13 protein-coding genes are annotated in these 13,597 nt (G+C 64.0%); 5 read left to right on the top strand and 8 right to left on the bottom strand.

The features are described from left to right. The first annotated feature begins 110 nt into the window (after nucleotides 1-110). Together JQ631_RS02695 and rbsK are read left to right on the top strand one after the other, a co-directional pair. Nucleotides 111-1,004 (top strand): sugar kinase, encoded by an 894-nt coding sequence (locus JQ631_RS02695; RefSeq protein WP_212323759.1) that lies wholly within the window; start codon nucleotides 111-113, stop codon nucleotides 1,002-1,004. A gap of 19 nt (nucleotides 1,005-1,023) precedes the next feature. After that, nucleotides 1,024-1,938: a ribokinase gene (rbsK, locus tag JQ631_RS02690; RefSeq protein WP_212323756.1), complete on the top strand. Its 915-nt coding sequence runs from the start codon at nucleotides 1,024-1,026 to the stop codon at nucleotides 1,936-1,938. Here the strand turns inward: rbsK and JQ631_RS02685 are convergent, their stop codons facing one another. Next, nucleotides 1,939-3,159: an NAD(P)/FAD-dependent oxidoreductase gene (locus JQ631_RS02685; protein WP_212323754.1), complete on the bottom strand. Its 1,221-nt coding sequence runs from the start codon at nucleotides 3,157-3,159 to the stop codon at nucleotides 1,939-1,941. A 242-nt stretch (nucleotides 3,160-3,401) separates the two neighbouring features. Here JQ631_RS02685 and JQ631_RS02680 point away from each other — a divergent pair, with 242 nt between their 5' ends. Continuing rightward, complete coding sequence (locus JQ631_RS02680) at nucleotides 3,402-4,196, top strand: enoyl-CoA hydratase/isomerase family protein (RefSeq protein WP_212323752.1); 795 nt, start codon at nucleotides 3,402-3,404, stop codon at nucleotides 4,194-4,196. A 3-nt stretch (nucleotides 4,197-4,199) separates the two neighbouring features. Here JQ631_RS02680 and JQ631_RS02675 read toward each other — a convergent pair whose 3' ends face one another. The 4 genes from JQ631_RS02675 to JQ631_RS02660 all read right to left on the bottom strand — a co-directional run bounded on the left by JQ631_RS02675 (nucleotide 4,200) and on the right by JQ631_RS02660 (nucleotide 9,042). Then, on the bottom strand, nucleotides 4,200-5,540 hold the full coding sequence (locus JQ631_RS02675; protein WP_212323750.1) for a TRAP transporter large permease: 1,341 nt from the start codon (nucleotides 5,538-5,540) through the stop codon (nucleotides 4,200-4,202). After that, nucleotides 5,537-6,115, bottom strand: a complete 579-nt coding sequence (locus JQ631_RS02670; RefSeq protein WP_212323748.1) for a TRAP transporter small permease — start codon at nucleotides 6,113-6,115, stop codon at nucleotides 5,537-5,539. The genes JQ631_RS02675 and JQ631_RS02670 overlap by 4 nt, the downstream gene beginning before the upstream one ends. 150 nt (nucleotides 6,116-6,265) lie before the next feature. Beyond that, complete coding sequence (locus tag JQ631_RS02665; protein ID WP_212323742.1) at nucleotides 6,266-7,261, bottom strand: TRAP transporter substrate-binding protein; 996 nt, start codon at nucleotides 7,259-7,261, stop codon at nucleotides 6,266-6,268. A gap of 62 nt (nucleotides 7,262-7,323) precedes the next feature. Then, the gene (locus tag JQ631_RS02660; protein ID WP_212328466.1) at nucleotides 7,324-9,042 is read right to left on the bottom strand and encodes an IlvD/Edd family dehydratase; all 1,719 of its coding nucleotides are present in this window, start codon (nucleotides 9,040-9,042) and stop codon (nucleotides 7,324-7,326) included. A gap of 174 nt (nucleotides 9,043-9,216) precedes the next feature. Here JQ631_RS02660 and JQ631_RS02655 point away from each other — a divergent pair, with 174 nt between their 5' ends. Further along, a complete protein-coding gene (locus JQ631_RS02655; RefSeq protein WP_212323740.1) occupies nucleotides 9,217-9,912 on the top strand; it encodes a GntR family transcriptional regulator in 696 nt (231 codons plus the stop codon). Here the strand turns inward: JQ631_RS02655 and JQ631_RS02650 are convergent. Genes JQ631_RS02650 through JQ631_RS02640 form a run of 3 tightly spaced genes read right to left on the bottom strand, consistent with a single transcriptional unit; the run spans nucleotide 9,896 to nucleotide 12,336 of the window. After that, nucleotides 9,896-10,435, bottom strand: coding sequence for a 4-hydroxylaminobenzoate lyase (locus JQ631_RS02650; RefSeq protein ID WP_212323738.1), 540 nt, complete (start codon nucleotides 10,433-10,435; stop codon nucleotides 9,896-9,898). The genes JQ631_RS02655 and JQ631_RS02650 overlap by 17 nt on opposite strands. Before the next feature lie 18 nt (nucleotides 10,436-10,453). Next, a complete protein-coding gene (locus tag JQ631_RS02645; RefSeq protein ID WP_212323736.1) occupies nucleotides 10,454-11,185 on the bottom strand; it encodes a nitroreductase in 732 nt (243 codons plus the stop codon). After that, the gene (locus JQ631_RS02640) at nucleotides 11,161-12,336 is read right to left on the bottom strand and encodes an ABC transporter substrate-binding protein (RefSeq protein WP_433995514.1); all 1,176 of its coding nucleotides are present in this window, start codon (nucleotides 12,334-12,336) and stop codon (nucleotides 11,161-11,163) included. The genes JQ631_RS02645 and JQ631_RS02640 overlap by 25 nt, the downstream gene beginning before the upstream one ends. Nucleotides 12,337-12,562: 226 nt before the next feature. Between JQ631_RS02640 and JQ631_RS02635 the strand changes: the two genes are divergently transcribed. Beyond that, nucleotides 12,563-13,576 carry a LysR family transcriptional regulator gene (locus JQ631_RS02635; RefSeq protein ID WP_249160106.1) on the top strand — a complete coding sequence of 338 codons (1,014 nt, stop codon included), beginning with the start codon at nucleotides 12,563-12,565 and terminating at the stop codon, nucleotides 13,574-13,576. The last annotated feature ends 21 nt before the right edge of the window (nucleotides 13,577-13,597 follow it).

Here is a 13,597-nt window from a genome sequence, read left to right as displayed (position 1 = left end):
CTCAAGCGCTTCAGCGGCGGTTTTGCGAATAATTTCAGCGTCTGAGAAGCGGAACCGGTGTTAGAGTAAACCTCGCCGGACGGGACCACCACGCGCATCACGGACAAGCAATGCAGGCTCTCTTTATCGGACAGACCTATATCGACGTCGTCTTCATCACCGACCACATGCCGACCGGCGACGAAAAGCACGTGGCAACCGACTACGCGGTCTCTTTCGGCGGCAACGCGGTCACGGCGGCGTTCTGCTGCGCCAAGCTCGGCATCGTGCCGGACCTGATCGCCACCGCGGCCAATGACTGGCTTGGCCGCATGTTCCAGGACATGTGCGCGAAATACGCGATCTCGCTTCATGGCCGCAAGGTGAACCAATCCTCCCTCTCCTTCATCATGCCCAAGGACGGCAAGCGCGCCATCGTCCGCTGCCGCGACGACGAGCACATCCATCCCTTTCCGATGCTCAATCTCGGCGGCTGTCGCGCCCTGCATATCGATGGCCATCAGCCCGATGCGGCGATCCACTATGCAAAAGTTTGCCGCGAGGCCGGCATCCTGACCTCGCTCGACGGCGGCGGCCTGCGCACCAACACACATGAGCTGCTGGAGTTCATCGACGTCGCCATCGTCGCCGAGCGCCTGTGCGAACAGATGGACCTCACGCCGGAGAAGATGCTCGACTACCTCAAGGGCCGCGGTTGCAAGATCGGCGGCATCACCATGGGTGAGAAGGGCCTGCTCTGGTACAACGAGACGGGCGCGGTCGAGATCATGCCGGCGATGCCGATCCCGCGCGAGCGCGTGATCGACACCAACGGCGCAGGCGACGTCTTCCACGGCGCCTATGTCTACTCCTACCTCGCACACCCCGGCAAAAGCTGGCGCGAGCATTTTGACTTTGCGCGCGCCGCCTCGACCTTCAAGATCCAGCGCCTCGGCAACGAGGCCGGCCTGCCGACGCTTGTCGACATCGCCAAAGTCAGGCACGAGTTCGAAGTCCGGGTCTAAGGCTTCGCAAGGAATCGTCATGGGGCGCGTCTTCATCGCCGGCAGCATCAACATGGATGTGGTGGCGACTGCCGATCGCCACCCGAAGGTCGGCGAGACCGTTGCCGGCCGCGAGGTGCTGTATTTTCCGGGCGGCAAGGGCGCGAACCAGGCGGTCGCGGCGGCGCGGCTCGGCGTGAAGACCACGCTGATTGGGCGGCTGGGCAAGGATGCGTTCGGGGCGGAGCTGCGGACATTCCTCGGCGCACAGGGCATCGATCTCGGCTCCGTCCGCGAGGCCGACACGCATAGCGGCACCGCGATCATCACCGTCGCCGAGTCCGACAACACCATCGTCGTCATCCCCGGCAGCAATGCGCTGGTCAGTGCGGACGACGTTGCGGATGCGCCGCTGACGAAGGGCGACGTCGCGGTCAGCCAGTTCGAGATCCCGCTGCCGACGATTGCCGCATTCTTCCAGCGGGCGCGGTCCGCCGGGGCGACGACGGTACTGAATCCGGCACCGGCGCAAAAGATGTCCGCCGAGTTGCTCGCGCTGGTCGACATCCTCGTGCTGAACGAGACCGAGCTTGGTTTTCTCGCAGGCGTCGAGCTTTCGGACACCGACGAAGCGGCAAAGATCATCGGCGTCGCGCGAAAACTTCAGGCGCGCGCGGACCAGACCATTTGTGTCACGCTGGGAAAACGTGGCGTGCTCGCGCTCGCCGGCCGCGAGGAATTTGCGGTGCCCGGCCGCGCCGTGAAAGCGGTCGACACGACAGGCGCCGGCGATTGCTTCGTCGGCGCGCTCGCCTCGCAACTGGCCGATGGGATCGCGTTGCGCGCCGCCCTCACCTTCGCCAACGCCGCCGCCTCGATCAGCGTGCAGCGGATGGGCGCCGGACCATCGATGCCGACGGCCGCGGACGTGGCGGCGGTGATCAGCGCCGGCTGATCAGGCCAGCGCGCTCTTCAGGTCAAAGCTCTCGTCTGCGGCCTGCTCCGGCGTGATCGAACGGTCCATCGCCTGCAAGCGGCGGCCGAACATGTGATCGCCGGCGCGGTTGATCGATTCGATGCCGAGCAGTCTGTCGCCGTGGTAGCAGAACGCCGAAAAAGCCTTCCTGGCGGGATCGCCACGCAGCACGACACGATCGTAGCCGGTGGTGAGGCCCGCGATCTGGAGCTTGTCGTCGCCCTGGTCGCTCCAGAACCAGGGGTGGCCGTCGTAAGGCTTCCTGTCGCCGGTCAGCCGCGCCGCGAGGCAACGGGCGTGATCGGTGGCGTTCTGCACCGATTCCAGCCGCAGCGAGCCGCCGAAGCGCGGGCTTGCAAACAGCGCGCAGTCGCCGATCGCCGAAATGTTCGGATCAGCGGTTGAGAGATATTCGTCGACGATGATGCCGGCCGCGACCGGCAGTCCCGCCTCGGCCGCAAGCTCGATGTTCGGCAGCACGCCGACGCCGACCACGACGAGATCGGCCGGCAGATGCCGGCCGTCGCTCAAGGAGACGCCGGTGACCTTGCCGTTCTCGGCCTCGATCGAGGTTGCCTGCACGCCGAGGTGAATGCGGATGCCGGCCTCGCGATGCCGCGCCTGGAAATAATCCGAGACCTCCGCCGTCACCGCGCGCGCCATCACGCGCGGGGCCAGTTCGAGCACGTCGACCTCGAGGCCCTTGATCCGCGCGGTGGCGGCGAATTCCAGACCGATGAAGCCGGCGCCGATCACCACGACGCGCGTCTTCGACGGAATGAGCTTTCGCAGCGCTTCGCTCTCGTCGAGGATGCGCAGATATTTCACGTCGGGCAGGTTGGCATTGGGCAGATCGAGCAGCCGGTTGCGCGCGCCGGTCGCCAGGATCAGGTGGCCGTAGGAAAGCTGTTCGCCCGAGGCGAGCAGAACTTTTCGCGCGGCGCGATCGATCGAGACGGCCCGACCGGCGATCAACTCGATGGTCTGGTCCTGATAAAACTTCTCGGGGCGGAACATCAGGCTCTCGGGCCCGGCCGAGCCCTTGATGTAGGCCTTGGACAGCGGCGGCCGCTGATAGGGCAGATGCGCCTCGTCGTTGATCAGGCAGATGCGGTCCGAAAAACCCGCCTGCCGCAGGGATGCCGCGACCTGGTAGCCACCATGGCCGGCACCGACAATCATCACCGGACCGTCAGTCATTGGACAGCCCATTTCCGCAAGACACGAGCGTCACTCATGTCGTCTCCTCTCGCTAAAGATGGCTTGGCTAGCCTAGGAGGAGCCGGCGCTCGTGTCCGTCCCTAAACGAAGGCGCCCCCATATGAGCCGATCATTCCGTGGGACGCAAGGGCCGCCGCCGGGGGATTGGCGCCCGGGGATTGTCTCCCCTCGCCTTCTGCGATTTAGTTGCAGCAACGAACCTCCAGCCGGAGATATTCCAGATGCCAGCTCCCGTCTCAAAGCCCGACGATCCTGCGCTGCTGCGGATCGACGGCCCGATCGCGACCATCACGCTGAACCGCCCCGCCGCGTTCAACTCGATCAACCTTGCGATCGCGCAGAAGCTGGAACAGCTCGCGGCCTACATCGAAGGCGATGACTCAATCCGTGTCGTCGTGCTCGAGGGCGAAGGCCGCGCCTTCTCGGCGGGCGGGGATCTGCAGACGATTGGGGCGGCGGCCGAGGCCAACAATGTGACGCCCGTGGTCGGCGAGCTGCTCAAGCACTATCACGCCTTCATCGAGATCGTCAGGCGCATGCCGACGATCTCGCTGTCGAGCGTGCACGGCTCGGCTGCCGGCGCCGGCATGGGCCTCGCCTTCGTCACCGATCTCTGCATCGCGGCCGACGATGCCAAATTCACCCCCGCCTACGCCAAGATCGGCGTGTCGCCGGATGGCGGCTCGACGGTCGGGATCGTCGGCACGGTCGGCTCGCGCCGTGCGCTGCAGATTTTCCTGGCCGAGGACAATTTTACGGCGCAGCAGGCTCATCAGTGGGGCCTCGTCGCCAAGACCGTTCCCGCGGCCGAGCTGAAGGCAGCCACGCGAAAACTCGCCGAACGTCTGGCGCAGAACCCGGCCGCGGCGATATCAGGCACCAAGTCGCTGGTCTATGCGGCCGCCACCACGCCGGTGAAGCAGCAGCTCGATGCCGAGGAGCACAAGATCATCATGGCGATGAACACGGAGGAATTTCGTGTTGCCGTGAAGAAGTTCACGAGCAAGGCCAAGTGATATCTACTTCGGGCAGATGTAGCCGGTTCCCGCAGGCGACTTGAAGCAGCCGACCGATTCCGGGAGCACTTTCTGCGGCAGCCACAGCACCACGCTCGGGAAATAGATCGCGAAGGCGATAGTGGCGAAGAACACCACATAGATCGGCAGCGCCGCGCGTAACGCCTTGGCAAAACTGATGCCGACGAATTTCGACGCCATCAGCAGCACGAGCCCATAGGGCGGCGTGATCAGGCCGAAAGCGAGCGTCGCGATCAATACCACGCCCATGTGGACGCCGTTGATGTCGCCGGCTTCCGTCAGCGTGTTCACCAGCGGCATGAAGATGATGATGGTCGGCACCGGCTCGATGAAATCGCCGACCACGGTGAACAGCAGCACCATCAGCAGCATGATCAGATGCGGATCGTTGCCCGCGATCGAGGTGATCATCTCGGCGATGTAGCTGGCGCCGCGCAAATAAGCGAGCATCCAGCCGAAGGCGTTGGCGGCGCCGATGGTGATCAGCGGCAGCGAGAAGATCAGGCCTGCGAGGCAGAAATCGTAGGGGATCTTCCTGAAGTGGCCACGGTTGAGCGCGGGGATCACGACCAGGATGATCCAGACCACGGCGACGACGCCGGCCTCCGTCGGCGTGAACCAGCCGGTCAGGATGCCGCCCAGCAGGATCACCGGGATCATCATCGGCAGGGCCGCGTCACCGGCCGCGAATATGACTTGCCGCAGCGGCGCGCGCGGCTTGCGCAGGCCCGAAGGGCCGAAGAAGTAGCAATAGATCATCAGCCCGAAGCCGATCATCAGGCCCGGCACCACGCCCGCCATGAACAGGCCGGCAATCGAGACGTTGCCGACGGCGCCATAGACCACGGCCGTGATGCTCGGCGGCACCAGGGCCGCGATGGTCGAGGCCGACGCGATGATCGCTGCGATGAACGCGGGCTCGTAGCCTTCGCGCTTCATCGGGCCGCCGAGCGCACGGCTCATCACGGCGACGTCGGCGGTGGTCGAGCCCGACATCTCCGAGAAGAACATGCTGAAGACGACCACGACCTGCGACAGCCCGCCCCTGATATGCCCGACCAGCGACACCGAGAGATTGGCTATTCGCACCACCACGTTGGCCGAGCTCATGAGCTCGCCGACCAGCAGGAAGAACGGGATCGCCAGCAGCGCCTCGGAATCGACGCCGTCGAAGATCTTCTGGATGATCGCGGCGAGCGACACATCGGACAGGATCGCGCCAATGAAGACACCGGCCATCAGCGAGAACGGCACGGGCACGCCGAGATAGCCGAACGACAGAAAGCAGATCGACATCAACGCCAGGACAATGGGTGCGCTCACGGCTGCGCCCTCACCTGCGTCTCGGTCACGACGGCTGCGGCATCCTCGTCCGGCGGCTCCGGATGGTCGAAGCCGTTGCGCAGGCCATTGACGAGCTGCTCGATGGTGAACAGGCCGACCAGGATGCCGGAGAGCGGAATGATCGCGTAGAGCGAGGCAATCGGCGTGCCCGACGGCAGGCGGAAGCTGCCGAAGCCGCGCAGGTAATTCTGGTAGCCGTACCAGATCAGGCAAAAGGCGACGCCAAGCACGACGACGCGGATGATGACCTCGACGATGATCCTGGGCGTGCCGTGCATCGCCTCCGAAATCGCCGTGAGATAGAGATGATCGTTGCGCCTTGTCGCAGCCGCCGTTCCGATGAAGATCGCGTAGATGAACAGCGTCGAAGTGACCTCCTGGAGCCACAGCCAGGGATGGCCGATGGTGCGGGTGATGATGTCGGCGGTCACCGACAGCGAGAAGCCGAAGCACAGCACGCCGCACAGGATCATGAGCGCGAGTTCGAGCCAGTCGAGCCAGCGCCATTTGAGGTGGCGCTGGCGCGTCAGGACCAGTTTATCGGCGATGGACATTTATCCCCCGTCGTCCCGGCGAAGGCCGGGACCCATTGTCCCAGGCCGTTATGATGAAGCGATCTGACAGCCACCGTGCCCCACGCACCGCCGCGGAGTATGGGTCCCGGCTTTCGCCGGGACGACGCGTGGAGGTGACGAGGACCGCGACTACTTAACCGACCGAATCAGGTCCTTGACCTTCTCGGCATGCGGGCCGAGCTCCTTGGCGAGCTTGTCGAGATAGGGATCGGCGATCGCCGTGAAGCTCTTCTTGTCGACGTTGTCGACGATCTTGACGCCCAGCTTCTTCAGCTTCTCGGCGGCGCTGCGCTCGAGGTCGAACGCCTTCGCCGGCTCCTTGGTGCTGATCTCGTTCGCCGCGGCCAGCACCCAGCCCTTCTGCTCGGCCGACAGGCTCTGCCAGAGCTTGTCGGAAACGAACACCAGCGCGTTGTTGGCCTCGTGCTCGGTAATGTTCAGCACCGGCGCGACCTCATAGTGCTTGTTCACGAGATAGACGTTGATGCTGTTCTCGGCGATGTCGACCACGCCGGTCTGCAAGCTCGTGTAGACGCTGCCGAACGGCATGTGCACGGTCTGGGCGCCATAGGCCGGGAACATCAGGTCCTCGGTCGCGGTCGCCTGTACGCGAACCTTCAGGCCCTTGATGTCACCGACATTGTGAATCTCCTTCTTGGAGTACATGTGGCGCACGCCCTGCGAGCCGGTGCCGATCAGGTGCAGACCCTGCGTGGTCTCCTCCATCATGGCCTTGAGCGCCTCGAACACCTTCGGGTCCGCAAGGCCTTTCACCACATGCTGTTCGTCGCGGAACAGATAGTGCAGCGACATCACGCCCGCCTGCGGCGAAATCGTCGCGGTGTTGGCCGATGAGACGATGGTGAATTCGACGTCGCCGGACTTCACGAGCTGAAGCACCTGCGGCTCCTGCCCGAGTTGCGCGCCCGGATACTGGTCGATGATCATGGTGCCTTTGCTCAATTCCTTGAGCTTGTCGGCAAAGAGGTCGCCGGCGATGGAGTAGCCGGTGTTGCGGGGCTGGTCATAGGCGAAGCGATAGTGCTTCACCTCCTGCGCTCCCGCGGCCGTGACGAACAGCATGGCGGCCGTAGCCACCAACCCACGCATGGATCGTGCAATCATCGTCTCCCCCTGTGTTTATCGCCCGCCGCTTTCAGCGGTCTGGGCGCTCGTTCGAGTGGTTGTCAGCCCTTTTCAGTCTTCTTCCCAGTCCTCTGCATAAAGTCGAAGTCGCAGCCCTCGTCGGCCTGCATGATGGTCTCGTTGAACAGCCAGGCATAGCCACGCCGAGCTTCATCGGGCGCAGCAGTCGGCTTCAGGGCGGCGCGCCGGCGCTCCAGCTCGGCCGCATCCACCAACAGTTCGATGCTGCGCTTGGCCACATCGAGGCTGATCATATCGCCATTCTTCACCAGTGCCAGCGGCCCGCCGACCGCGGATTCCGGCGTGATGTGCAACACGATCGTGCCGAACGCGGTGCCGCTCATGCGCGCATCCGAAATGCGCACCATGTCCTTGGTGCCGCCGCGCGCGAGCTTCTTCGGGATCGGCAGATAGCCGGCCTCGGGCATGCCGGGCGCACCCTTCGGACCCGCATTGCGCAGCACCAGCACGTCGTCGGAGTTCACGTCGAGCTCGGGATCGTCGACCCGCAAGGTCATGTCCTCGACGGATTCGAACACCACCGCGCGCCCTGTGTGCTTCAACAGCTTCGGGCTCGCCGCGGATTGCTTGATGACCGCGCCGCGCGGCGCGAGGTTGCCGTGCAGCACGGCGAGGCCGCCTTCCTTCTTGATCGGATTGTCGCGCGAGCGGATCGCGTCCTGGCCGGGCACGTCCTCTGCGTTCGCGACAACATCGCGCAGTGTCTGGCCCGAGATCGTCTTCGCATCGAGATCGACGAGATCGCCGAGCTGTGCCAGCAGCTTCGGCACGCCGCCGGCGTGATGGAAATGCTCCATGTAGTGCTCGCCGGACGGCTTGAGATCGACCAGCACCGGCACCTCGCGGCCGATCTGGTCGAACACCTCGAGATCGAGCCGGTGCGGCGAGCGATGCGCCATCGCCGTCAGGTGGATCAGGCCGTTGGTGGAGCCGCCGATCGCCTGCAGCACGACTTGCGCATTCTTGAAGGATGCCGGCGTCAGGAACTCGCTCGGCTTCGGCCCCTTGGTCTTGGCCATCTCGGCGGCCACCCGGCCGCTCGCCTCGGCAAGGCGGAAACGCTCGGCATGCGGCGCCGGGATGGTCGCGCTCATCGGCAGCGACAGGCCCATGGCTTCGATCATGCAGGCCATGGTCGAGGCCGTGCCCATGACCATGCAGGTGCCGACCGACGGCGCGAGGCGGCCATTGACCGCCTCGATCTCGACGTCGTCGATCTCGCCGGCGCGATACTTGCCCCAGAGACGACGGCAATCCGTGCAGGCGCCGAGCACCTCACCCTTGTGATGGCCGACCACCATCGGACCGACGGGAATGACGACCGTCGGCAGGTCGGCGCTGATCGCGGCCATCACCTGCGCCGGCAGCGTCTTGTCGCAGCCGCCGATCACGATCACCGAATCCATCGGCTGGGCCCGGATCATCTCCTCGGTGTCCATCGCCATCAGATTGCGCAGATACATCGAGGTCGGATGCGCGAAGCTCTCGGCGATCGAGATGGTCGGGAACACGAAGGGCATCGCGCCCGACAGCATCACGCCGCGCTTGGCGGCCTCGATGATGTCAGGGACGTTGCCGTGGCAGGGATTGTAATCGCTATAGGTGTTGGTGATGCCGACGATCGGACGCTCCAGCGCGTCGTCGGAATAGCCCATGGCCTTGATGAACGCCTTGCGCAGGAACAGCGAGAAGCCGGCATCGCCATAGCTCGTCAGACCCTTGCGCAAACCACTCGTCATCATAACGCTCCTTCTTGCTTGCCATTGTGCTACAGCCAGCCCCCTGATTGTCAATAAGATTGGGCCGGATCGTCGCACTTTCTAACCTCAGACCGGTCCCAAGGCACAAATTATTGACAATCCGGCCTCTCCCTGCTCCACAAGACGGACCGGCAGCGGCCGGAGGCTGAGGGCATGTCCGACATTCGCACCGCAGACGCCGTGGCTATCAGGCGCGACGACCCTGATGACGTCGTCGCGCGGCTGGAGGAGGACATCATCTTCGGCCGCTTCGCGCCGGGCGCGCGCCTGACCGAGGACGCGCTGATGTCACGCTATGGCACCTCGCGTCATTTCGTGCGGCAGGCGCTGGTCGATGCGGAGCGCCGCGGCATCGTCCGCCGCGAGCGGAATGTCGGCGCCACCGTTCGGTTCTACTCGGCCGAGGAGGTACGACAGATCTACGAAGTCAGGGAGATGTTGACGCGGCAGGCGGCGCTGATGATCCCCCTGCCCGCGCCGCAGGGCCTGATCGAAGAGCTGACCGCCCTGCAACGCGACTATTGCGCGAAGGCCGATGTCCGCGACCTCCGCGGCATTCACGAGGCCAACGACGCCTTCCACGTCGCGCTGTTCGCCGCCTGCGGCAATCCCTATCTGGTGCGCTCGCTGCAGGACTACATGAGCCTGACGCTGCCGATGCGCGCGAAGAACCTCGCCGACCGTGAGGGTCTGGCGCAATCGCGGCGCCAGCACGAGCTGATGATCGAGCTGCTGCGGGGTCGCGACAGCTGGGCCCTGGCCCAGCTGTGCGTGGATCACATGCAGTTCAGCAAGGCGGATTATCTGGCAAGGATCGGCGACGGCGAGATCATCAGGCCGGCGCCTTGAAGTCGTACGAGATGCGCCCGGCCGGCAGATAGAACAATGCAATGACCGCGCCGCCCCTGACCTCGGGATAGTGCCTGCTGCCCGGATCAGGCGCCGTCCAGCCGGCGCCCTGCCAACCCTGCAATCCCCTCAGCTCCGCACCTGCGTTCAAGGGCACCACCAGGTTGAGCTCTCCGTAGGGATGGCCGTGATACTGTCCCCGCAACACGTCGTGATCGTCCTCGTCCTTAAAGCGGCGCGGATCCGCACTGTTCATGTACACGGCGGTGATGCTGAACTGAAACGTTTCAGCCGTCGGCTCCAGGATGCGGCTGCGCCGGTAGTTCGGACCGTCCACCTCCTGGTTTGCTGCCCATCCCTCCTCGATCCCGATCCTGATCAGGCGAGAGAGATCCCGATAGAGTCCGCTGTTTTCGCCGTATGTCGCGTTGAGCCAACGCTCCATCTCGGCGCCGGGCGTCATGTCCTTCACTTCCCGGAGAAACGGAATGCTGCGCTGAATCAGGTCTTCCCTGCTTCCCATGATAATCTCCTTTTCGATTCAGTTTTGTCCATCGAAGCCAAGGAACGTCGCGAACTCATTGATATCCGCCCGCGGCATCAACCTTTGCTGCCCGTCGACCATGGCCTTGCCGACCGAGACACCGCACACGACCATCTGCTCGGCCGGAATCGAAAGCAGCGGTCGCAAGATGCGGTGGTATTTTGCAAACGTCTCCTGCGGACAGGATTGAAGGCCGCGCCCCGCCGCTGCGAGCATCACGTTCTGCACGAACATTCCGAGATCGAGCCAGCTTCCGACTTCCAGGCGACGGTCGATGGTCACGATCAATCCCACGGGCGCGCCGAAGAATGTGTAGTTCTTCGCGGTCTGCCTGCTCCTGGCTTCGGAATCGGCCTGATGAATTCCGAGTGAGCCGTAGAACAACCGCCCGAATTCCTGCCGACGCGCGAGATACGGATCGGGCAAATCGCTGGCATAGTATTTGTATTCTGACGCATGATCGTTGCGAGAGGTGTTGTGGGCCTCCAGCAGCGCCGCCGAGACCGTGTCCTTGACCGCTCCCATCAGTACGTAGACGCGCCACGGCTGAATGTTCGCGCCGCTGGGCGCGAACCGCGCGACATGGAGGATCTCTTCGATCGTCCGTCGAGCGACAGGTGCCTCGCGGAATTCGCGGCATGCGAACCGGCCGGCCAGGATCGCATCGATGGGGCCTCCCGCGACACATGCCTCAATCCCGCCTGTCACGACTTCTTCAGGAGCGGACATCCGCCATCCTCCATCGGTCTGAAGGCCTCTTCACCGGGAATGGTCGCGAGCAGCTCGTAATAGTCGAACTTGTACTTCGACTCCTGCGGGGACTTGACCCGGAACAGATACATGTCGCGGACCAATCTGCCGTCCGGGCGGATCCGTCCATTCTTGGTCATGAAGTCGTTCACGGGCATGTCGCGCATCTTGGCGGCGACGGCAGGCCCATCCAGCGTGCCCGCCGCCTCGACCGCTTTGAGATAGTGCATCACCGCCCCGTAGGTGCCGGCGTGAATCATGGTCGGCACCTTCTGTGTCTTCTCGATGAAGCGCTTCGACCAGGCGCGCGTGGCGTCGTTCAGATCCCAATAGAATGCCGAGCTGAGCATCAGGCCCTGCGCACTCTGCAATCCCAGACTGTGAATGTCGGCGATGAAGACAATGAGGCCGGCAAGCTTCTGCTCGCGCGTGACGCCGAACTCGCCGGCCTGCTTCACGACGTTGATGAAATCACCGCCAGCGTCGGCGAGCGCGATCACATCCGCTTTCGAGGCCTGCGCTTGCAGCAGGAAGGAGGAGAAATCCGCCGTATTGATCGGATGCTTGACGGCGCCCACGACCTTGCCGCCGGTCGCGTCGATGACCTTGCGGCTATCGGCTTCGAGCTGGGCGCCGAGCGAATAGTCCGCGGAGAGGAAGAACCAGCTCTTTGCACCAAGGCGCGCGATGGCCTTGGTTGTGCCCTGCGACAAGGCATAGGTATCGTAGGTCCAGTGGATGCCGGTCATCGAACATTCGTCGCCGGTCAGGCGCGAGGTCGCGGCACCGGTGGCGAGAAACACCTTCTTCTTGTCACGGGTAATGCCTTGCACGGCGAGCGCGACAGCGGAATTGGGAACGTCGAGAATAGCCTCCACGCCTTCGTTCTCGATCCATCGCCGTGCGATCACCGATCCCACGTCAGGCTTGTTCTGGTGATCGCCGGCAACGATCTGGACAGGGCGTCCCAAAACCTTGCCCCCGAAATCATCGACGGCCATTTGCGCCGCGACAACCGACCCTTGCCCGCCATTGTCCGCATAAAGCGAGGACATGTCGGTCAGCACCCCGAGCTTGACCGGCCCCTCCCCGGCAGTCGCCCCGGTCGCCAGCATCACCGATGCCAGCATCGCAACGACCGTCTTGCCCTTCCCCATCGTCGCCATCGACTTCATGATCGCCAGCTCCTCCGCACACACGGCCATTGGATAATGCCGGGATTGCTCGCTTGCGGAAGTGAAACTGTTGCAGGGTGATCTTGAACCGCCTTCAGTTTGCACCGGGCGCAGCGCTGGAGCCTGGTTCGATGCCTTGTGCCAGTTGCATCTGCGGCGTTCCCGGCTTTAATGATTTCCGTTGCTGCATGCCGTCACCAACAGCTGGATCCTCATCGTGTCGGTTTCATTCAAGACCCTGGACCTGAACCTGCTCAAGGTGTTCGACGCCGTGATGGAGGAACGGAGCGTATTGCGCGCCAGCCAGAAGGTCGCGCTCAGCCAGTCCGCCGTGAGCCACTCGCTCGCCCGGCTTCGGGAGATGCTGGAAGACGAACTGTTCGTGCGCACCGCCGCAGGTATGCAACCGACGGCGCGTGCCCTGACGATGGCTCCTCAAGTTCGCGAAGCGCTGCGCGCGCTCGAGGCTGCCGTCGAACTGCCGACCTTTGCGCCTGCGACTTCGACCAAGCAGTTCACGCTGGCCGCCAACGACTTCACCACCATGGTGCTGGCCTCGCCGTTGCTGAAGATCTTCCGGCGCGAGGCGCCCCACATCGACCTGGCCATCAAGCCAGTCACCCGGATCGACCTTGCGGAGCAGATCGACCTCGGCCGCATTGACGTGGCGATCGGCGTCTTCTCGCTGCCGCCGAGCCGTTTCCGCACGTCGCTGCTGTTCGAATATGACGACGTGCTGATCGTCAGCAGGAAGCGCAAGCTGGGCAGGCTGGACAAGGCGATGCTGGCGCGGCTGCCGCTGGTGGTCGTCTCCTTCGGTGGAGAACAGGAGGGGGCGATCGGCGGCTTCATTTCGGAGCGGGGCCTGGCGCGACGCTCGGAAATGTACGACCGCGATGCGCTGGAACGGGCGCTCGGCGAGAGCGACCGGCCGCCGAGGATGGCGGTGTCATTGCCGCATTTTCTGGCCGTCCCCGGGCTGCTTCAGGATTCCGAACTTGCGGCCATCGTCCCGCGTCCGCTCGCGAAAGTACTGGAACAAAACTATCCGATTGCGACGCACGAGCTTCCTTACTCCGCGAATCCGCTGGAGGTGCGGCTGCTATGGCACGAGCGCGTCGAGGGCGATCCTTCGCACGAATGGCTCCATGAGGTCCTCAGGCGCGCTGCCGAGAACCTCCGGCGCGGTCTATAGGCGGATCTGGATGACGTGCGC

This window comes from Bradyrhizobium manausense, from assembly GCF_018131105.1.
Classification (GTDB): Bacteria; Pseudomonadota; Alphaproteobacteria; order Rhizobiales; family Xanthobacteraceae; genus Bradyrhizobium; species Bradyrhizobium manausense_B.
This window is presented reverse-complemented; position numbering and strand designations above follow the sequence as displayed.

Excerpts from the sequence above, each read along its gene's own strand:
- JQ631_RS02695 (WP_212323759.1), top strand. The coding sequence starts at position 111 with ATGCAGGCTCTCTTTATCGGACAGACCTATATCGACGTCGTCTTCATC.
- JQ631_RS02665 (WP_212323742.1), bottom strand. The coding sequence starts at position 7,261 with ATGATTGCACGATCCATGCGTGGGTTGGTGGCTACGGCCGCCATGCTG.
- JQ631_RS02670 (WP_212323748.1), bottom strand. The coding sequence starts at position 6,115 with ATGTCCATCGCCGATAAACTGGTCCTGACGCGCCAGCGCCACCTCAAA.
- JQ631_RS02650 (WP_212323738.1), bottom strand. The coding sequence starts at position 10,435 with ATGGGAAGCAGGGAAGACCTGATTCAGCGCAGCATTCCGTTTCTCCGG.
- JQ631_RS02685 (WP_212323754.1), bottom strand. The coding sequence starts at position 3,159 with ATGACTGACGGTCCGGTGATGATTGTCGGTGCCGGCCATGGTGGCTAC.
- JQ631_RS02680 (WP_212323752.1), top strand. The coding sequence starts at position 3,402 with ATGCCAGCTCCCGTCTCAAAGCCCGACGATCCTGCGCTGCTGCGGATC.
- JQ631_RS02655 (WP_212323740.1), top strand. The coding sequence starts at position 9,217 with ATGTCCGACATTCGCACCGCAGACGCCGTGGCTATCAGGCGCGACGAC.
- JQ631_RS02660 (WP_212328466.1), bottom strand. The coding sequence starts at position 9,042 with ATGACGAGTGGTTTGCGCAAGGGTCTGACGAGCTATGGCGATGCCGGC.
- JQ631_RS02640 (WP_433995514.1), bottom strand. The coding sequence starts at position 12,336 with ATGCTGGCATCGGTGATGCTGGCGACCGGGGCGACTGCCGGGGAGGGG.
- rbsK (WP_212323756.1), top strand. The coding sequence starts at position 1,024 with ATGGGGCGCGTCTTCATCGCCGGCAGCATCAACATGGATGTGGTGGCG.
- JQ631_RS02645 (WP_212323736.1), bottom strand. The coding sequence starts at position 11,185 with ATGTCCGCTCCTGAAGAAGTCGTGACAGGCGGGATTGAGGCATGTGTC.